This window comes from Phaeobacter gallaeciensis DSM 26640, from assembly GCF_000511385.1.
Taxonomy (GTDB): domain Bacteria; phylum Pseudomonadota; class Alphaproteobacteria; order Rhodobacterales; family Rhodobacteraceae; genus Phaeobacter; species Phaeobacter gallaeciensis.
The window spans coordinates 442,096-460,647 of record NC_023137.1; the positions used below are offsets into that span (position 1 = coordinate 442,096).

At 58.9% G+C, this 18,552-nt stretch carries 17 protein-coding genes; 13 read left to right on the forward strand and 4 right to left on the reverse strand.

Translation table 11 applies throughout. From position 1 onward, the window contains the following. Window positions 1-255 precede the first annotated feature (255 nt). From GAL_RS02200 to rlmH, 3 genes are all read left to right on the forward strand, one after another. Window positions 256-1,617: a mechanosensitive ion channel family protein gene (locus GAL_RS02200; RefSeq protein ID WP_024095959.1), complete on the forward strand. Its 1,362-nt coding sequence runs from the start codon at window positions 256-258 to the stop codon at window positions 1,615-1,617. 228 nt (window positions 1,618-1,845) lie between these two features. Beyond that, the gene (gene rsfS, locus GAL_RS02205) at window positions 1,846-2,214 is read left to right on the forward strand and encodes a ribosome silencing factor (protein WP_024095960.1); all 369 of its coding nucleotides are present in this window, start codon (window positions 1,846-1,848) and stop codon (window positions 2,212-2,214) included. Window positions 2,215-2,299: 85 nt separating this feature from the next. Continuing rightward, the gene (gene rlmH, locus GAL_RS02210) at window positions 2,300-2,770 is read left to right on the forward strand and encodes a 23S rRNA (pseudouridine(1915)-N(3))-methyltransferase RlmH (RefSeq protein ID WP_040104271.1); all 471 of its coding nucleotides are present in this window, start codon (window positions 2,300-2,302) and stop codon (window positions 2,768-2,770) included. Window positions 2,771-2,809: 39 nt separating this feature from the next. Here the strand turns inward: rlmH and GAL_RS02215 are convergent, their stop codons facing one another. Both GAL_RS02215 and GAL_RS02220 read right to left on the reverse strand, forming a co-directional pair. Further along, window positions 2,810-3,178 (reverse strand): hypothetical protein, encoded by a 369-nt coding sequence (locus GAL_RS02215; protein ID WP_024095962.1) that lies wholly within the window; start codon window positions 3,176-3,178, stop codon window positions 2,810-2,812. 36 nt (window positions 3,179-3,214) lie between these two features. Next, window positions 3,215-3,973, reverse strand: coding sequence for a DUF599 domain-containing protein (locus tag GAL_RS02220; RefSeq protein WP_024095963.1), 759 nt, complete (start codon window positions 3,971-3,973; stop codon window positions 3,215-3,217). A gap of 90 nt (window positions 3,974-4,063) precedes the next feature. Between GAL_RS02220 and GAL_RS02225 the strand changes: the two genes are divergently transcribed. The 6 genes from GAL_RS02225 to GAL_RS02250 all read left to right on the forward strand — a co-directional run bounded on the left by GAL_RS02225 (window position 4,064) and on the right by GAL_RS02250 (window position 10,423). Next, entirely contained in the window at window positions 4,064-5,512 is a 1,449-nt protein-coding gene (locus GAL_RS02225; RefSeq protein ID WP_024095964.1) for an FAD-linked oxidase C-terminal domain-containing protein, read from the forward strand. Window positions 5,513-5,595: 83 nt separating this feature from the next. After that, entirely contained in the window at window positions 5,596-6,696 is a 1,101-nt protein-coding gene (locus GAL_RS02230) for an FAD-binding protein (protein ID WP_024095965.1), read from the forward strand. A gap of 3 nt (window positions 6,697-6,699) precedes the next feature. Continuing rightward, window positions 6,700-8,034: a glycolate oxidase subunit GlcF gene (gene glcF / locus GAL_RS02235; protein ID WP_024095966.1), complete on the forward strand. Its 1,335-nt coding sequence runs from the start codon at window positions 6,700-6,702 to the stop codon at window positions 8,032-8,034. 130 nt (window positions 8,035-8,164) lie between these two features. After that, window positions 8,165-9,019 carry a trypsin-like serine peptidase gene (locus tag GAL_RS02240; RefSeq protein ID WP_024095967.1) on the forward strand — a complete coding sequence of 285 codons (855 nt, stop codon included), beginning with the start codon at window positions 8,165-8,167 and terminating at the stop codon, window positions 9,017-9,019. Further along, window positions 9,016-9,831 (forward strand): trypsin-like serine peptidase, encoded by an 816-nt coding sequence (locus GAL_RS02245; protein WP_024095968.1) that lies wholly within the window; start codon window positions 9,016-9,018, stop codon window positions 9,829-9,831. Before GAL_RS02240 ends, GAL_RS02245 begins: the two co-directional genes overlap by 4 nt. 133 nt (window positions 9,832-9,964) lie before the next feature. Next, window positions 9,965-10,423 (forward strand): Hsp20 family protein, encoded by a 459-nt coding sequence (locus GAL_RS02250; protein ID WP_014875848.1) that lies wholly within the window; start codon window positions 9,965-9,967, stop codon window positions 10,421-10,423. Window positions 10,424-10,522: 99 nt separating this feature from the next. Here the strand turns inward: GAL_RS02250 and GAL_RS02255 are convergent, their stop codons facing one another. Both GAL_RS02255 and GAL_RS02260 read right to left on the reverse strand, forming a co-directional pair. Further along, entirely contained in the window at window positions 10,523-12,712 is a 2,190-nt protein-coding gene (locus GAL_RS02255; protein ID WP_024095969.1) for an esterase-like activity of phytase family protein, read from the reverse strand. 131 nt (window positions 12,713-12,843) lie between these two features. Beyond that, window positions 12,844-14,319 (reverse strand): NAD-dependent succinate-semialdehyde dehydrogenase, encoded by a 1,476-nt coding sequence (locus GAL_RS02260; RefSeq protein ID WP_024095970.1) that lies wholly within the window; start codon window positions 14,317-14,319, stop codon window positions 12,844-12,846. A 199-nt stretch (window positions 14,320-14,518) separates the two neighbouring features. Between GAL_RS02260 and GAL_RS02265 the strand changes: the two genes are divergently transcribed. The 4 genes from GAL_RS02265 (at window position 14,519) to GAL_RS02280 (ending at window position 18,467) form a co-directional block, all read left to right on the forward strand. Further along, a complete protein-coding gene (locus GAL_RS02265; RefSeq protein WP_024095971.1) occupies window positions 14,519-15,304 on the forward strand; it encodes an alpha/beta hydrolase in 786 nt (261 codons plus the stop codon). A 220-nt stretch (window positions 15,305-15,524) separates the two neighbouring features. Continuing rightward, window positions 15,525-16,733: an aminopeptidase P family protein gene (locus GAL_RS02270; RefSeq protein WP_024095972.1), complete on the forward strand. Its 1,209-nt coding sequence runs from the start codon at window positions 15,525-15,527 to the stop codon at window positions 16,731-16,733. Window positions 16,734-17,069: 336 nt separating this feature from the next. Continuing rightward, entirely contained in the window at window positions 17,070-17,822 is a 753-nt protein-coding gene (locus GAL_RS02275; protein ID WP_024095973.1) for a CDP-alcohol phosphatidyltransferase family protein, read from the forward strand. Between the two features lie 18 nt (window positions 17,823-17,840). Then, entirely contained in the window at window positions 17,841-18,467 is a 627-nt protein-coding gene (locus GAL_RS02280) for a class I SAM-dependent methyltransferase (protein WP_024095974.1), read from the forward strand. The last annotated feature ends 85 nt before the right edge of the window (window positions 18,468-18,552 follow it).

Here is an 18,552-nt window from a genome sequence, read left to right on the forward strand (position 1 = left end):
AGCCTTATAGGCGCGCCAGGACCGTGCGGGCGGCACCAAAGAACCGTTCGCGCAAGCGTGCGCGATCTTGCAGCTCTATATGATGGGCCAAAACGAGGGTCATGGCTGTCAGATACATCCGCTGGGCGTGGCAATCAAGATTCGTTCTGAAATGCAGTGAACAAGGTGTTTGTGCAACGGCGGCGGGCGGTGGCCGATGTCCTGTCTTGATCCCTGTGGAAAGGGGCGGCAGACTTCGATCACGAAGGGGGCGCTATGGATCCGGAAGAACAGATCGAAACCAAAGATGCGCTGGCCGAGGGGACAGCCGAGGCGATTGAATTCGGGCAGCGGGTCTGGGGCTTCCTGGCTGATTCTGCTGAGGTGTTGCTGCGACCCTGGAATGCCTATCAGCTAGGGATTACGGTTGGTCTGTTGCTGCTTGCAGCAGTCTTGGCCCGCCCCATCGCCGGGGCCTTTCACAATTGGCTTCGCGGCCAGACGGGCTGGCCGAGATGGCGAATGCGGGCCGCGCTTGTCCTGCATAAGCGTATCAGGGGAATCCTCTTTGTCCTGCTGATCTGGACCACTGTCCTGATCATGCAGGAGGTGACCTGGCCCAGTCGGTCGCGGCTCTTGGTGGTGATCGCCAATCTTTCCCTCGCCTGGCTGATCGTGTCCTTTGCCACCCGCCTTGTGGCCAACCCGCTGCTTCGCAAGCTGGTGAAATACGGGGCCTGGGCCTGGGTTACCCTCAGGATTCTCGGCCTGACGACTGAGGCGACGGATTTTCTCGACAGTGTAGCGGTTCACTTTGGCGATCTTAGGATATCCCTGTTCCTGATAGTCCAGGCGATTGTCATCCTCGGCGTGATGCTCACGCTGGCGCGTGCGATTTCATCCGTTGCCGCGAACCGGATACGTAACAATCCGGACATTTCACCATCAATGCAGGTTCTGGGTGCTAAACTGGCGCAGATCCTGCTACTTGGCGGTGCCTTCTTTATTGGATTGAAGGCGATCGGAATAGACCTGACGGGCCTCGCAGTCCTGTCTGGTGCCATCGGTGTTGGCCTCGGTTTTGGCCTTCAGAAGGTCGTGTCCAATCTGGTATCGGGCCTCATCATTCTGCTAGATAAATCCATCAAGCCGGGGGATGTTATCTCACTGGGCGAGACCTTCGGCTGGATCAACTCTCTCGGTGCGCGCTATGTGTCGGTGGTGACTCGTGATGGGCGTGAATATCTGATCCCGAACGAAGATTTTATCACCAATGAGGTGGTGAACTGGTCTCACTCCGATCGATTCGTTCGGTTGGATCTGAAGTTTGGCACGGCTTACAATGATGACCCGCATGAGGTACGCCGCGTTGCGATAGAGGCTGCCAAGGGGGTGGACCGTATTCTGAGCGGCGGGACACGTGCCCCTGTCTGCCATATCATCGGGTTCGGTGATAGTAGCGTGGACTATGTGTTGCGGTTCTGGATCAGCGACCCCACTGGCGGGCTGACCAATATCCGCGGGAATGTCTATCTGGCACTCTGGGACGCCTTCAAGGAGGCTGGAATCTCGATCCCCTTCCCGCAGCGGGAGGTGCGCGTGTTGAACGAGGCTTTGCCTGTGGCGATGCAGGACTGAGACAGGTGCCGACGGGGGAGGTGGCCAGTTAAATTGTCATTTCACGCTGATCTTACGCCTGCGCGGCGCGCATAGCAGCCGGCCGTCAAGGTTCATTGAAAAACCGCATATGGCTTGCTACATTAAAGCATCCCCAGCGCCGGGGGACCGGCGGCGCGTTATAAGGAGGACAATGTCCTGTCACCCGAACCTCAGGCGGCCCCAGATGCTGGCCGCGGAGTGGCCGTAATGGCTACCAAATCACAGCCAACCAGCGATGAGCTGCTGGCGCGTGTTCTTTCCTCGCTGAATGACGACAAGGCTGAAGATGTCGTGCAGATCGACCTGCGCGGCAAAACGGCTATTGGCGATCACATGGTTATTGCCTCGGGTCGTTCGACCCGTCAGGTGGCGTCTATGGCTGAAAAGCTGGCTGACCGCCTGAAGCAGGACTACGGCATGGTCTGCAAGGTCGAAGGCAAAGACACCGGCGACTGGGTGCTGATCGATACCGGCGATATCATCGTCCATCTGTTCCGTCCGGAAGTGCGCGAATTCTATCAGCTCGAGAAAATGTGGCTGCCTGCGGGCACGTCACCCGCCCAGAGCGAGAACTGATCCCCAGATCGGATCCGGTTCCATCAGATCGGCCCGTGCAGAGCGTATTATGCGCCTGGCGCGGGCCTGTATCGAAAGTGTCCTCATGAAAGTTCATTTCTGTGTGGTCGGGCGGCTGCGGGCCAGTCCGGAAAAGCAGTTGATCGACGACTATATTGAGCGCTTCGACCGCACGGGCCGGGCCCTTGGTCTGGGCCCTTGTCGCATTGTGGAAGTCGAGGACAAGAAAAACGCAGGCATGGCCGCCGAGGCGGAGCTGCTGCGCAAGGCAATCCCCAAGGGGGCTGTCATCTGTACATTGAACGAACGCGGCAAGTTGCTGAGTTCGCCTGATTTCTCAAAACGCCTTGCCGATTGGCGTGATACCGGCCGCCAGGATGTGGCCTTCGTGATCGGGGGAGCGGATGGAATTGACCCCAGCTTGCGTGCTGAGGCAGATTTTTCGATCTCTTTGGGCAAGATGGTCTGGCCACATATGCTGGTGCGGGTGCTGTTGGCAGAGCAGATCTATCGCGCCGCCACTATTCTGGCAGGCAGCCCGTATCATCGGGTCTAGTCTATAAGACTCCTCAGCAGAGTGGTGTCGTCGCTGGCGTCAGCAGGAGGAGCAGGCAAGAGGCAGCACATAGGTTGCTTCGGACCAGCCATCAACATTGCAGCGGGCCTGGATCAGCACGGTATCCAAGCCCTCCGGTATTGCCACACCAGCCAATGACCTGGTGAAGGGCTGTTCGTTTACATGCGGATGCGCCAGCTCTCGCAGGCCGAGCACATTGCCGCTGGTGTCCAGCACACGCCAGCCATCCGTATAATGGTCCCAGCCGCTGTCCGGATGGGTTAGTGTGACACTGATACGCCAGCTGTCGCCCGTCTGCTGTGCGGTCGCGTCGGTTATTTGCGGATCATCTGCCAGCGCCACCGCAGGCAGACAAATCAGAGAGAGAAGAGTGATGCGTCGGATCATGGCCCGAGTATAGGCGTGACGCGCATCCTGTCGCGGTCACATCTGCGTGTTGCTTCGGTCGGTGCCTACGGTTGCGCCGGGCGCAGGCGGCGTCGTGTTCGCGGGTACACGTTGCAATATGCTGCGTGATTGTGAGGCAAACTCGCGGCGGTAGAGTACAGCGAAGGTCACAAGAGTGGCTGCAACCAGCGCCCAGGATCCGATCAGCCAAGCGACGGCGGTAAGCGCGAAATAGGTCGAGCGCATGGCGCGGTTGAAACTGCGCGCTGCGGTAATGCTGAGATCTGCTGCCTGACTGGCGCGGGGGTAGGCGCGTGCGTCTGCATCGGTGTTGGGCACCGCCGCCATCAGCACAAAGCAGTAGCCGAACAAACGATGCGCCCAGACATACTTCAGAAATGCGTTCGACAGCAGCAATAGTACCATCAGGATTTTGACGTCCCAGACAAAGGCTGGCGCGCTCTCCAGGCTCAGGTCTTGCGCGACCCCGGCCAGTTGATCCGTGTTGCCGATCAAAGCGAGCCCGCCGCCAATGGCGATCATAGAGGCGGAGGCGAAAAAGGCGCTGCCCTGTCGCAGATTGGCGATCAATTGTGCATCAAAGATTCTCGGCTCGCGTTGCACCATCTGAATCATCCAGGCATGCCGGAACTCTGCCATCAGGCCAGAGACGGAAGGGTTTTCTGCCGTGGCATTTTCGATGCGCCATCCAATGCCAAGCCAGCACAGGATCAAAAACACGCAGGCTGCGAGATCAGCGGGTGAAAACAGGGTGATACGGTCGAGCAGGGTCATGTGGTGACCCTAGCTGCAGAACTGCGGGCTTGCCAGTTGGGAAAATTGGTAATATTAGTTTACCAAACATCGCATCCACAGGAGAGCCCCATGGATATGCCCATCCCAGATCAGACAGTGTTGTCACAGAAGACGGAGTTGGCATTGCGGCTTGCGGCGGTCTTGCCGGATGATGCGCTGGTTCAGGACCCGGCGGAGACCCGCGCCTATGAATGCGACGCGCTGACGGCATATAAATGTCCGCCGATGCTGGTTGTCCTGCCGCGCACGACCAAGGAAGTCTCTGATGTGTTGCGGATCTGCTATGCGGCTGGTGTTCCGGTGGTGCCGCGCGGCGCGGGCACCTCACTTGCCGGTGGCGCTCTGCCGACGGCTGATTGCGTGATCCTTGGCGTCGCGCGGATGAATGCTGTTCTGGAAACGGATTACGACGACCGCATTATACGGGTGCAGACCGGGCGCACCAATCTGAGCGTGTCAGGTGCGGTGGAGGAGGAAGAGTTTTTCTATGCGCCGGATCCGTCGTCGCAGCTGGCTTGTGCGATTGCTGGCAATATCGCGATGAACTCCGGCGGTGCCCATTGTCTGAAATATGGCGTCACCACCAACAACCTGATGGGAGTGACCATGGTGATGATGGATGGAACTGTTGTGGAAATCGGCGGCGCCCATCTCGATGCTGGTGGGTTGGACCTGCTAGGTGTGATCTGCGGCAGCGAGGGACAGCTGGGGGTAGTTACCGAGGCTACTCTGCGTATTCTGCGCAAACCCGAAGGTGCGCGCCCGGTGCTGATTGGCTACGACAGCAATGAAGTCGCCGGTGCCTGCGTCAGTGACATCATCAAGGCAGGCGTGCTGCCGGTTGCAATCGAATTTATGGACCGCCCTTGCATTGAGGCGTGTGAAGCCTTCGCCAAGGCAGGCTATCCGATGTGCGAAGCCCTGCTGATCGTCGAAGTCGAAGGCAGCGATGCGGAGATCGACCACCAGCTGCGGCTGATCACCGAGATCGCCCGCTCGCACAATCCGGTGGAACTGCGCGAGGCTCGCGACAGCGATGAGGCCGCCCGCATTTGGCTGGGCCGGAAATCGGCCTTTGGTGCGATGGGGCAGATCAATGACTACATGTGTCTGGACGGCACGATCCCGGTCACATCGCTGCCCTATGTGCTGCGCCGTATAGAAGAAATGAGCAAGGAATTTGGTCTGGATGTCGCCAATGTATTTCACGCGGGCGATGGCAATATGCATCCTTTGATCCTGTTTGATGCTAATAAGCCCGGCGATCTGGAAACCTGCGAGGCCCTTGGCGCTGAAATCCTGAAGCTCTGCGTGGAGGTCGGTGGCTGCTTGACAGGGGAACATGGTGTCGGGATCGAAAAGCGTGATCTGATGCTGGATCAATATGGCGCTGCGGATATTGAGGCACAGCTGCGGGTGAAGGATGTGTTCGACCCGAAGTGGTTGCTGAACCCGGCCAAGGTTTTCCCCCTCTCGACCACGCAAAGCCGTCGAACCCCTGCAGCGACTCCCCTGTGACAGTGGCCTATGGCAGACCCTGTGCGGGTCTGCGGCGGGGGCTTTGCCCCACGACCCCCAGAGTATTTTGGAAAGGTGAAAGAATGACACCTCAGAGCGAGGCCGAACTGGGCCAGATCATCGCAGGGGCAACAGCGCCTCTGGCCGTCTGCGGCGGCGGTACCCGTGGTTTCTCGACGGACGGTGAGACGCTCAGCGTGGCCGGTCTCAACGGCGTCACGTTTTATGAGCCCGGAGCCCTGACGCTGGTCGTGCAGGCGGGTACACCGTTGGAGGAGGTGCAGGCGCTGCTGGCAGGGGAAAATCAGCGCCTGGCCTTTGAGCCAATGGATCATCGCGGGCTGTTTGGAACCACAGGAACGCCGACCATCGGCGGGGTTTTTGCTGCCAATATCTCTGGCCCCCGGCGCATTCAATGCGGTGCGGCGCGGGATTTCCTGTTGGGGGTGCGTTTTGTCGATGGACGCGGCGCGGTGCTGAGCAATGGCGGCCGGGTGATGAAAAACGTGACGGGTTACGACCTGGTGAAGCTGTTGGCCGGCTCTTATGGCACCCTGGGGGTCTTGAGCGAGGTGTCGTTGAAGGTCCTGCCGTGTTCGGAGGCCTGCACGACGGTGACGGTGCATGTCGCGGATCTGGCGTCGGCGGTTGTCGCGATGTCGACGGCACTCGGCTCACCCTATGATGTAACCGGTGCGGCCCATGACCCCGAAGCGGGCGCGGTTTATATTCGGGTTGAGGGGTTTGAGGCCTCCGTAACTTATCGCGCAGAGGCCTTGAAAGAGGCGCTGGGTCGATTTGGAGAGGTGAGCCTTACCCTTGGCGCCGGAGATGCACTGTGGGAGGGGATCCGCGATGTCGCGGCGTTTCATGACCGGCCTGGCGATGTCTGGCGAATCTCGGTCAAACCATCGGATGCAATCGTACTGGCGCCTGCGCTGGAGGCGGAGGGCTTGCTGTTCGACTGGGGCGGAGGCCTGATCTGGGCGTTGGTTCCGACCGGCAGGGACCTGCGATCCCGGCTGACGGTGCCGGGTCATGCGACTTTGGTACGTGCGAGCATGCAGACACGGGCAGAGCTGGGCCAATTCCAGCCGCAACCGGGACCACTCGCCGCGATATCTGAGGGGCTGCGGCGCCAGTTCGATCCGCGCGGCATTCTTAATCCGGGACTGATGGGGTAGACGATGCAGACGACATTCAGCGAAAAACAGCTGCGCGACCCGGGCACCCAGCGTGCAAATGAAATCCTCAGGTCTTGTGTGCATTGCGGCTTCTGCACGGCGACCTGCCCGACATATCAGGTGCTAGGCGATGAGCTGGACAGCCCACGCGGTCGGATCTACTTGATCAAGGATATGCTGGAGAACGAGCGGGTGCCGGACGCCAAAACCGTCAAGCATATTGACCGCTGCCTCAGCTGTCTGGCCTGTATGACCACTTGCCCGTCGGGGGTGCATTACATGCACCTTGTGGACCATGCGCGCGCCTATATCGACAAACACTACGCTCGGCCATGGAGTGATCGTGCCCTGCGTTGGTTGCTGGCCCGGATTCTTCCGTATCCGGGGCGGTTCCGTCTCGCCCTGATCGGGGCCAAGCTGGCACAGCCTTTCAAGGGGCTCATGCCGGATGCCCGTTTGCGTGCCATGCTGGATATGGTGCCGCGGCATATCCCACCGGTGAGCCGCAATGATGACCCCCAGAGCTTTGCTCCCAAAGCGCCGCGTAGAAAACGCGTTGCCCTGATGACAGGCTGTGCTCAGAAAGCGCTCAATACCGATATCAATGATGCCACCATCCGTTTGCTGACCCGGCTGGGGTGTGAGGTGGTGGTGGCCAAGGGGGCGGGCTGCTGCGGAGCGCTCACCCATCACATGGGGCGCGAGGAAGAAAGCCACGCCACCGCCGCGAAGAACATCCGTGCCTGGACAGACGAAATTGACGGGCAGGGGCTGGACGCCATTGTTATCAATACCTCGGGCTGCGGCACCACAGTCAAGGACTATGGCCATATGTTCCGCAATGACGCGCTGGCAGAGGATGCGGCGCAGGTCTCGGCCATCGCTATGGATATCTCCGAGCTGTTGATGCAGCTGGACCTGCCCGAAGGGGAGGATAAGGAAACAACAGTAGCCTATCACGCGGCCTGTTCCTTGCAGCATGGGCAACAGATCAAGACCCACCCGAAAACGCTTCTGAAGCGCGCAGGCTTCAGGGTGGTAGAACCTGCCGACAGTCACCTCTGCTGCGGTTCGGCCGGGACTTACAATCTGTTGCAGCCGGAAATTTCGGCTGAGTTGAAGGCCCGTAAGGTGAAGACATTGGAAGCCAAGCAACCGGATCTGATCGCAGCGGGCAATATTGGGTGCATGATGCAGATCGGCTCCGCCACGGATATCCCGATCCTGCATACCGTGGAGTTACTGGACTGGGCCACGGGAGGCCCGAAACCACGGGCATTGATGGCGGGTGGGCCGGGTGCAGATCCCCGCGCGGGAGAGATCCCGATCCTTAGATGATGCAGGTCGGCAAGAAGTCGCTGCCGCCCACCCATATGCTGAGTGCATTCCGGACCCTGCTGCCGTAATTTTGCCCCAAGCAAAGCATACCCTGAAATGGGAGCGATTGGGACATAGGGCTGGTAGGGCGATGAGCGTAAAGAAACCGATCCGGCAGCGGATGCTGTCACTGGCGGCGGCGGTGGTCTCCATCGGGCTTGTCTGTGTCGCCGCGCCGACGGGTGCAAGCGCTGACGATAGCCGTCTGCAACGGCTGGAAACCACTGAGGCGGGGCGTGAGTGGGAGGCGGTCGGACGGCTTGACGTCGATGGCGAAGGTTTCTGTACCGGCGCATTGATTGCGCCTGATCTGGTGCTGACGGCAGCGCATTGTCTTTATGACCGCGACAGTCGGACCCGGATCGCACCGCAGACCATTGAGTTTCTTGCGGGATGGCGTAACGGGCGTGCCTCGGCTTATCGGAGTATCCGCCAAGCAGTCATCCATCCCAGCTATATCTACGATGGCAAAATATCGACCGACCGGGTGCGCAACGATATCGCACTGCTGCAGCTACAAAGGCCCATCCGCAACACCACTGTGATGCCATTTGAAACCGATCAGCGCCCGCAAAAGGGCGCGCGGATTGGTGTGGTATCTTACGCACATGACCGCTCTGAGGCGCCGTCGCTGCAGGATGTCTGTGCCGTGATGGCCCGGCAGGAGGGCGTGTTGGTGATGTCCTGCGATGTGGACTATGGCTCTTCCGGTGCGCCGGTGTTTTCCTTTGACGCAGGGCGCCCCAAGATCGTGTCGGTGGTCTCTGCCAAGGCGGAGGTTTCCGGTCAGCAGGTCGCCCTTGGCTCGGCTCTGGCAGAGGAATTGGCGCTGTTGCGTGCGCAGCTTACCGGTAGCCGTATTGGTGGGCAGATGCCCCCCGGTGTTGGCCGCGTGAAAGTGGGGGAGCGCCGGAGCAATTCCGGCGCAAAGTTCATCAGCCAATGAAACTATGCTCACTTATTTTGGCCGTGGTGACGGCAGTTTCTGCGACTGTGGCAGTGGCACAGGGTACCGGGTTGCGGCGTCTGACGGATCGCGATGATCTATTGGGCTGGGAGGCAGTTGGACGCCTGGAACTCAACGGGCAGGGGTTCTGCACCGGAACGCTGATTGCACCGGATCTGGTGTTGACTGCCGCGCATTGTGTCTATGATCGCGGCGGAGCTTTGCGGGAGGCGACGCAGATCAGTTTTCGCGCGGGTCTGCGCGATGGTGTGGCAATTGCCGAACGCCAGGCCTTGCAGATCGCGGCGCATCCGGGGTTCCGTCCGGGTGGTCGGCTTGATCTTGAGAATATCCGCCATGATGTAGCGCTGATCCGGCTGGCGGCCCCTGTGACCAGTGGTTTCGCGAACGCCTTCGCGCTGCATTCCGGGCGGGATTACGGAAGTGATATATCGGTGACATCCTACGGGATGGGCCGTGCCGAGGCCTTGTCGCGCCAGCGACACTGCAATCTGATGGCGGAACGCGCGGATGTGTTGATGATCGACTGCAACGTCACTTTCGGCTCCTCCGGTGCGCCGGTGTTCTCGCAGGTGGGCGGGCGTGGGCGTATTCTGGCGTTGATTTCCGGGGGTGGCCTATACGGTGGTAAGCAGGTGGCTTTTGGCATGAAACTGCCACAGAGGGTGGCGGAGCTAAAAGCACAGCTGCGCCGCAATCCAGTGGCGGCACCAGATCGGCGAATTAAGCGGATCCGCGTGGGCAGCGGAACGTCGGCGGGCGGTGCGAAATTTGTCCGCCCCGGCGGATAGGCCACCTCTTGAACTGGCAAATTCAATCCTTATCTCAGGTCTGTTCGGATCGCCGATGATCGGGATCCGACAGCACAAACGCCTGTCCCTGATGGGAGGGCACGTAGAAATCGCTCACGAATGAGGATGACACATGCGTAGTTTTGATTTTGCACCGCTGCACCGGGCCACCATTGGCTTTGACCAGATCGCCGACCTGATGGATCGCGCCCTGAGTTCTGACGTCGCGCAGCCGAGCTATCCCCCATATAATATCGAAAAAACCGCTGCAGATGCCTATCGGATCTCGATTGCCGTTGCCGGCTTTTCCGAGGCTGATCTGGGTGTCGAGGTGAAAGAAAACGCGCTGGTCGTTTCGGCGAAGAAGTCCGAAGACGACAGCGACCGTACCTACCTGCACCGCGGCATTGCCACCCGTGCCTTTGAGCGCCGGTTCACCCTGGCCGACCATGTGCGCGTAACAGGCGCCAGCCATTCCGACGGTATGCTGCACATCGATTTGCAGCGTGAGGTGCCGGAGGCACTGAAACCCCGCCGTATCGAAATCTCAACCGGCAAGGCACCGGAACTGGATGCCAAGACCGTCAACTAATTCTGCCCTGATCTTTTGATCTGACAGCTTCGAACGCCGCAGCCCCCCGGTGCTATCGGGGGGCTGTTTTGATGTTCCGGGCACTCTGAGTGGGTGAGGTTAGTTGACGGTCTGCGTGTTCATCTGACCGATGGAAAAGAACATCGTCTCACCGGAGGCATCATCGACGCCATCATTGTCGGTCACGATGAACCCTTCGCCCTCTGCAGTGATGGCCAACCCTTCGACCTTATCCAGAACGTAGCCGCCGGTTGCGGTCAGATCCGGTAGCAGATCGCGCACCAGTTCCTTGCTGACCACCGGCAGATCACCACCCAACGGGGTCGGTGTCATCTCGGCCAGCGGAATACGGTAGACCTTCTTGGTGACAGCGCGGAAATCATGCTGGTTGTCGCGCTCAATCACGTAGACATAATCGCCATGGGCCACGATCTCCGACAGGCCAACCCAACCGGTGTCAGGCTCTGCCTTAGGATAGTGGATCGCGCCCCATTCCTTGGTCTCAAGGTTGTAGGCCACCAGTTTGACGTGGTTTTTGGGGTCATCTTTCCATTCCCGCTGAACCGCCATCCAGAGGGTGTCACCAACTTTGGTGATGCCTTCAAAGCCAAAGCGTTTTTCAACGGCCATCAGCTCGGCAGGCAGCCCGATTTCGCCCTTCTTTGCTTTGATAAGCCCGTCCTTGGAGACGTGATAGATGGCATGTGGGGTCACCCGATCAGAGCGCCCTTCGGAGGCAACATAAAAGCCACCTTTGCCGTCCAGCGTGATGCCCTCCAGATCCAGTTTCTGGGCCGGGTTGCCGTCTTGGCGATGAATGCGGATCACATCGACGATCCGGGCTGGTGTCTGGCTGGGATCAATTTTGAAGATTGAGGGCTGGAAGCCGTAGAAACTGTCGTTGACCGCGTAGATCATGCCGCCCGCATCCGCCACCATGCCAGAGAGCGCCCCCCAACCGATTAGTTCATCGGCGCCTTCTGAGGTCAAATGCGGATAGGTGGGTGCGCCCGCCTGCAACTCATAGAGCATCACGTGGGCGCGGGGGCCCTTGTCCTCGATCAGGTCTTTCTCATTCGCAGAGACCAGCAGGTTGCGCGCGGGCAGTACTGCGTAACCTTCGGGTCCGACGCCCGAGGGCAAAAGCTGTGTGAGCACCGGGTTACCTAGGTCGCTGACATCATAGACACCCACAACTGACGCGCGCTCTGCTCCGACGAACACATAGGGCGTGCCGTCAAATTCAGCGAAGGTCACGCTTTCTGGTTCAACGCCTTTGGCATCGGAGCGCTTGTCTGGGTAGTGTCCAATCTGCACGATGGCGTGTTCAAAGGAGGTGCCGCTGTCGTAAACGACGGATCCATCCTTGTTGAAGATCGTCCAGCCGCGAGAGCCGCCGGTGTAGTCGCCTTCGTTGGCGGTGGCAAAGTGCGTGTCATCAACCCAAGTGACGGCATCGGGTTCGCGCAAGCGCCCTGTCTGGCTTTCGTTGAAGATCAGCGCGCCGCGCTCATCAGTTGCGTCGATCTCGTCAAGATCCACAGAACCGGCAGAGAAATGATTCACGATCTCGCCGTCCTTAGAGACGATCACGAGGTGATTGTTTTCCTGCAGCGTGACAACTGTCTCCCCAAGCCCGTTGATCGAGACATATTCCGGCTCCGGATCCTCACCTGCGATATCCGCCAGACCTGTCAGGCTGACAAATTTCATTGACGCGCAGTCCAGACCGCTTTGGGTGGTGTTCACCAGAGCCAGATTGCCCGCAGGCATCTGCGGCAGCATGCCATCATTCAGGTCCTCGTCCCGCTCGTTTTCAATGGCCACGGCAAGGAAGGCACCATCCTTGGATTTTGCGATCGAGTCCGGCTGGCCACCCAAATCACAAGAGCCCGTTTCAGCGCCCGTTTTTGTATCGATAGACTTCAGCAGACCAGAGGGTTGTGTGTAGCTTTCTGAGGTATTGATGCCGACATATGCAGTGCTGCCAATAACCGCGACAGATGTGGGTTCGCCGGGCAGTGCAATATTGCCGTTGGGCGCGGGGTTTGTCGGATCGGTGATATCGATCAGGCCCAGAGCCTCCAACGGGCTGTCGGTATAGACCAGCGTCATGCCATCCGCAGTTGCGTCGATAATCTCTGGCGAGGTTTCGCGTGATGTATCTTCTCCGGCGGCCATGTTCTGGACCACCGGGAAGGCTGCGATGCGGTTAAAGGATCTTTCTGCCTGGGCAATACCTGCGGTAAGGGCCAGCGCAGAGGTCAGACACATGAGGCGCGGAAACATCGGCTACTCCGAGATTGGACAGTTGATTGCCCATGCTCCTGCCGTGTCCGCGTAAAAGGAATGTGACGGTTCGATGTTGTTTTGACGATGATCGGCCCCGGCTTTGGTTAACCGGGGCCTTCTGAGGCGGATCAGACCGACATGCAGATATATTTCATCTCCAGATAGTCTTCGATGCCGTGATGGCTGCCTTCGCGGCCAAGGCCCGACTGTTTGACGCCGCCAAAGGGCGCGAGTTCGGTTGAGATGATCCCGGTGTTGACGCCGACGATCCCGTATTCCAGTGCCTCGGCCACCTTGTAGACCCGGCTCAGATCCTTGGCGTAGAAATAGGAGGCCAGACCAAAGATGGTGTCATTGGCCATTTCGATGACATCGTCTTCGGTCTCAAATTTGAACAGCGGCGCCATCGGGCCGAAGGTCTCATCTTGAGAGAAAACCATATCCTGCGTGGCACCGGTAATGATCGTCGGCTCAAAGAAGGTGCCGCCCAGCTCCGATGGATTGCCACCCAGGATCACCTCAGCGCCTTTTTCCTTTGCATCGGCGATATGCGCCTGCACCTTTTCAACCGCTTTCTCGTTGATCAGGGGGCCAAACTGGGTGCCCTCAGCCAGACCATCGCCCACGGTCATTTTGGACACGGCTTCTTTCAGCTTTGCAGCAAAGGCATCGTAAACACCCGCCTGTACATAGATCCGGTTGGCACAGACACAGGTCTGGCCGTTGTTGCGGAACTTGCACATGATCGCGCCTTCGACGGCAGCGTCGAGATCGGCGTCGTCAAAGACAATGAACGGTGCGTTGCCGCCCAACTCCATCGAGCACTTCATCACGGTATCGGCCGCCTGCCGCATGAGGATGCGGCCAACTTCGGTAGAGCCGGTGAAGGTCAGTTTGCGCACGGCGTTATTCTCGCAGAACTCCTTGCCGGTCTCTGACGCATTGGAAGAGGTGACGACGTTGAAGACACCTGCCGGAATGCCCGCGCGCTCTGCCAGAACGGCCAATGCGGTCGCAGACAGTGGTGTCAATTCAGCAGGCCGCGCGACAAAAGCACAGCCCGCTGCCAGCGCCGGACCGGCTTTGCGGGTGATCATCGCGTTGGGAAAGTTCCAGGGCGTAATGGAGGCGGCTACCCCGATGGGTTGCTTCAGCACGGTGATCCGCTTGTCGCGATGATGGCCGGGAATGGTCTCGCCATAGACGCGCTTGGCTTCTTCGGCAAAGAACTCGATGAAGGATGCGCCATAACCGATCTCGCCGCGCGACTCGGCCAGGGGTTTGCCCATTTCGGCAGTCAGGATCACGGCCAGATCTTCCTGGTTCTCCATCATGAGATCGAACCATTTACGCAGAACACTCGCGCGTTCCTTGCCGGTCCATTTCGCCCAGTCTTTCTGGGCGACCTCAGCCTGCGCGATGGCACTTGCCACCTGTGACCGGCTGACGTCCGCCACATTGGCAATCACATCGCCACGCGCCGGGTTTTTCACCTCGAATGTGCCATCCTGGCCATCGACAAAACCGCCGCCAATATAGGCGCGTGGTTCCAGCAGGCTGGGATCGGTGAGCAGTGATTTCAGATCAGTGGTTGCGTCGAGCATTGCGGGCCTCCCGTATGTCATTTGCGAAATGCAAATCAGCTGTGACTTGATATGTCCAGAAAGAGTGGTGAGTCCAGAATTTGATCAAATTAAGAGGCGCGGTCTCCACGACATCGCTGCTCAGCAGGGATCGGGTCATTTGACATGTTCTGTGCCAGACTGTCAGGTAGCGTCAACAAGAAGAACAGGGAGATTGGGCATGGAGCTCGACGACGCGTATTCAAATGGCGCCTATATCGAAAACGCTGACCGCTACCCGCCGCGCTGGGCGGCCTCAGCCGAGGATTTTCGCAACGCGATGCGCGATCGGTCCCGGCTGGACGTGCCGTATGGCGAAGGGGCCCGGCACCGCTATGATCTGTTTCTTCCTGAAGGTGCTGCCAAGGGGCTAATGATCTTCGTGCATGGCGGCTATTGGATGGCGTTTGACAAATCCAGCTGGTCGCATCTCGCGGTGGGGGCGCTGGCCCAGGGCTATGCGGTGGCCATGCCGTCCTATGACCTTTGTCCTGAGGTTCGGATTGCCGATATCACCCAGCAGATCGCCGCAGCCGTCGCCGCCATCGCGGGTGAGGTGGAGGGACCGATTGCGCTGGCGGGCCATTCCGCGGGGGGGCATTTGGTGGCCCGCATGTTGGATCGGGATCTTTTGCCGAAGGAAGTGGGTGAACGAATTACGGCGGTGGTGCCGATTTCGCCGCTCGCGGACCTGCGGCCTCTGCTGCGCACCTCCATGAACGGAAAGTTCAAACTGGACGCAGCAAGCGCTGCCGCAGAAAGCCCAATTGACATGGACCATCGCTACCCGGCGGAGGTCACAGTCTGGGTGGGTGGTGACGAGCGCCCGGCCTTTCTGGATCAGGCTGTCTGGCTGGCCGAAGCTTGGGGGGCCGATCACGTCATTGCGTTCGGCAAACATCATTTCAACGTGATCGAACCCTTGGCCGATCCTGACAGCGATCTGGTGGCGGTATTGGTCAAATAACCTGTCGCCTCAGGAAAAAGTCCCTCAGCGCCGCAGAAACCTGCGGCGTTTGTCGTTTTTTGACCCTCTCGCGGGGATTCAGACTTGCCAGCATCGCAGCTCTGCCGCATCTTCTGCGCCAAGGGCCAGGCGATGGCGTCGCCGCATGGGATCCATGCTGCCCTAACTCTCAAACCGTCCTGAACGCCGGGACCTTTCTTGTAAGATGGAAGGGTCGACTATGACTTCACGTCCTGAAATGTATCGTTTTCACAATGGTGAAAAGGCGCCGCTGCAATTTGCCGTCTCCGAATATGAGGCGCGGATCGCAGGTCTGCGCAAAATCATGGCAGAGACCGGTGTAACCGCCGCTGTCTTCACTTCGATGCACAATATCTCCTACTATTCGGGGTTCACCTACTGCGCGTTCGGTCGCCCCTATGGTATGGTGGTCACCGCGTCCGAGGCTGTGACCATCTCGGCTGGCATCGACGCCGGCCAGCCCTGGCGCCGGTCGTTCTGCGACAACATCACCTATACCGACTGGCAGCGCGACAACTTCTGGCGTGCGATCAAATCGGTTTCAGGCGACGGTGCCGTCGTCGGCTACGAGAGCGATCACCTGACCCTGCTGCAGAAGGCAAAACTGGAACATTTCCTGACGCCATTGCAGATGGTTGATCTCTATGAGCCGACCATGCGTCAGCGGATGGGTAAATCTGCAGCAGAACTCGATATGATCCGCTCCGGTGCCGCGGTGGCAGACGTTGGCGGTTTTGCGATCCGCGATGCGGTGAAGGAAGGGGCGCGGGAAATCGACGTGGCGATGGCAGGTCGCGATGCGATGGAGCTGGAAATTGCCAAGCGCTTCCCGGATGCGGAATACCGTGACAGCTGGGTCTGGTTCCAGTCCGGCATCAACACCGATGGGGCCCATAACCCGGTGACGGCCCGCAGGCTGGAGCGCGGCGATATCCTGTCACTGAACACCTTCCCGATGATCTCCGGCTACTATACCGCGCTGGAACGCACCATGTTCGTGAAGGAAGTGGATGCCGAGTCCCTGCGCATCTGGGAGGCCAACGTGGCGGCGCATGAGCTGGGTATCTCGCTGTTGAAACCTGGCGCGAGCTGCGCGGAAATCACACATCAGATCAATGCCTTCTTTGAAGAGCAGGACCTGCTGCAATACCGTACCTTCGGCTATGGCCACTCCTTCGGCGTCCTGTCGCACTACTATGGACGCGAGGCGGGGCTGGAGTTGCGCGAGGACATCGACACGGTGCTGGAGCCGGGGATGGTGATCTCCATGGAGCCGATGTTGACCATTGCGGATGGTCAGCCCGGTGCAGGCGGTTACCGCGAGCATGACATCCTGATCATTCATGAGGATGACAATGAGAACATCACCAAATACCCCTATGGTCCTGAGTTCAACGTTGTCGGCTGAGGCTTCTCTGATCTGAGCGACAAATGCAGGCGGGGGCTCCCGCCTACTCATGGCCTCCCCGAGGGAGGCATTCCCAGTTGGGCGTGGCACCGTGCAATGCACGGTGCTTTCGCTTTTTTCTGCGAGGTATATCTGTCGCTGCGTGATGTGATCAGCAAGCGATGGTCAGGCCGTGATATCGCCGTCGTGCCTGTCTCGCAGGTCGCAAAGATTGCACCGACGCCCTGGTTGGGGCATATGTGCGCAAAGGCGACACCCTGATCCTGCGATTATACCCCGCTTCGGGACGCTGGGAGTGTGGTGGCTCCCTGCTGTGAACAAGGAAACACCACCGCTATGCACCACCCACCGGAAAAGCGAAAATCCGAATACGCGCTGATCCAGCTGTTGCCGAACATGATGACCATTGCGGCCATCTGTGCCGGGCTGTCTGCGATCCGTTTCGGGGTGCAGGGCAACTATACGCTGGCGGTACAGCTGATCTTGGCTGCGGCGATTCTGGATGGCTTTGACGGGCGTCTGGCGCGGATCCTGCGCAGCGACAGCAAGATGGGTGCGGAACTCGACTCGCTGGCAGATTTTCTCAACTTTGGCGTCGCCTCACCACTGGTGATCTACTATTGGGCTCTTCAAGACATGCGCGGCTTGGGGTGGCTGGCGGTGTTGGTGTTCTCGGTCTGCTGCGTGGTGCGGCTGGCGCGGTTTAACGTCTCGACCAAGTCCGAGCAGAAAATCACCGCAAAAAGCGTTTATTTTGAAGGGGTACCATCCCCGGCCGGCGCGCTGCTGGCGATGCTGCCAATGTTTATCTCTTTTGCTTTCGCCGATGCGCCGGTCATTCCGGATATTTTGATCTGCCTTCATATGGGTGTCATTGGATTGCTTATGATCAGCCATGTGCCAACCTGGTCGCTGAAGGCAGTCAAAATTTCACGCGAAAACGTGAAGTATTTTCTGGTCGGTTTTGCCTTTGCGGGGGCAGCCGTCCTGATTTACGCATGGATTACGTTGGTGATCCTGTGCCTTGGGTATGCCGCGATGGTGGCCTGGGGGTTGGTTAAAAAGAAAACGCCGGAGACCGGCGCATAAACGAGTAAGGGTGGATAATTGGATATCAAGGCTGTTGAATCGTCGTATGCCCGTTGGGCCCCTGTCTATGACAAAACATTTGGGGTGATTACGAATGGCGGCCGTCGTCGGGCTGTTGCTTATGTCAATGAACATCGCAGCGGTCGGCTGTTGGAGGTGGGGGTTGGTACCGGCCTTTCGCTACCTCTGTACAAATCCAGCCTGAAAGTGACGGGGATCGATTTCAGCGAGGATATGCTGAAAAAGGCCCAGAAGCGGGTCGAGGAAAGCGATCTCGACCATGTGGAAGCCCTGCGCCAGATGGATGCGCGCAGCCTGGATTTCCCGGATGCCACATTTGATACGGTATCAGCCATGCATGTGCTATCGGTCGTACCAGACCCGGAACAGGTGATGGGTGAAATTGCACGGGTTCTGAAACCTGGGGGCAAAGTGGTGATTACCAATCATTTTCTGCGCGAACAGGGCGTGCTGGCCTTTTTGGAACGGGTGTCAGCACCCTTCGCCAATGTGCTCGGCTGGCACTCCGATTTCGAGATCGAAACCGTTCTGGGGGAAGATCATCTCTCCATTGAACACCACCAGCCATTGCCGCCCTTTGGTCTGATGACTTTTCTGGTGCTGTCCAAAATCAAACCCGTTTGAGGCGCAGCTGCTTCCCGCTGGTCAGTATCTGCGGACTGTGACCGATCGGGCTGCCGGTCGGTCTTTCCTTTACAGGGCTGCTCTG

What these genes read in the sequence shown, in the direction of transcription:
- GAL_RS02200 (WP_024095959.1), top strand. Translation starts at nt 256, where the DNA reads ATGGATCCGGAAGAACAGATCGAAACCAAAGATGCGCTGGCCGAGGGG.
- rsfS (WP_024095960.1), top strand. Translation starts at nt 1,846, where the DNA reads ATGGCTACCAAATCACAGCCAACCAGCGATGAGCTGCTGGCGCGTGTT.
- GAL_RS02250 (WP_014875848.1), top strand. Translation starts at nt 9,965, where the DNA reads ATGCGTAGTTTTGATTTTGCACCGCTGCACCGGGCCACCATTGGCTTT.
- GAL_RS02225 (WP_024095964.1), top strand. Translation starts at nt 4,064, where the DNA reads ATGGATATGCCCATCCCAGATCAGACAGTGTTGTCACAGAAGACGGAG.
- GAL_RS02245 (WP_024095968.1), top strand. Translation starts at nt 9,016, where the DNA reads ATGAAACTATGCTCACTTATTTTGGCCGTGGTGACGGCAGTTTCTGCG.
- GAL_RS02255 (WP_024095969.1), bottom strand. Translation starts at nt 12,712, where the DNA reads ATGTTTCCGCGCCTCATGTGTCTGACCTCTGCGCTGGCCCTTACCGCA.
- GAL_RS02275 (WP_024095973.1), top strand. Translation starts at nt 17,070, where the DNA reads ATGCACCACCCACCGGAAAAGCGAAAATCCGAATACGCGCTGATCCAG.
- GAL_RS02270 (WP_024095972.1), top strand. Translation starts at nt 15,525, where the DNA reads ATGACTTCACGTCCTGAAATGTATCGTTTTCACAATGGTGAAAAGGCG.
- glcF (WP_024095966.1), top strand. Translation starts at nt 6,700, where the DNA reads ATGCAGACGACATTCAGCGAAAAACAGCTGCGCGACCCGGGCACCCAG.
- GAL_RS02265 (WP_024095971.1), top strand. Translation starts at nt 14,519, where the DNA reads ATGGAGCTCGACGACGCGTATTCAAATGGCGCCTATATCGAAAACGCT.
- GAL_RS02230 (WP_024095965.1), top strand. Translation starts at nt 5,596, where the DNA reads ATGACACCTCAGAGCGAGGCCGAACTGGGCCAGATCATCGCAGGGGCA.
- GAL_RS02240 (WP_024095967.1), top strand. Translation starts at nt 8,165, where the DNA reads ATGAGCGTAAAGAAACCGATCCGGCAGCGGATGCTGTCACTGGCGGCG.
- GAL_RS02215 (WP_024095962.1), bottom strand. Translation starts at nt 3,178, where the DNA reads ATGATCCGACGCATCACTCTTCTCTCTCTGATTTGTCTGCCTGCGGTG.
- GAL_RS02220 (WP_024095963.1), bottom strand. Translation starts at nt 3,973, where the DNA reads ATGACCCTGCTCGACCGTATCACCCTGTTTTCACCCGCTGATCTCGCA.
- rlmH (WP_040104271.1), top strand. Translation starts at nt 2,300, where the DNA reads ATGAAAGTTCATTTCTGTGTGGTCGGGCGGCTGCGGGCCAGTCCGGAA.
- GAL_RS02260 (WP_024095970.1), bottom strand. Translation starts at nt 14,319, where the DNA reads ATGCTCGACGCAACCACTGATCTGAAATCACTGCTCACCGATCCCAGC.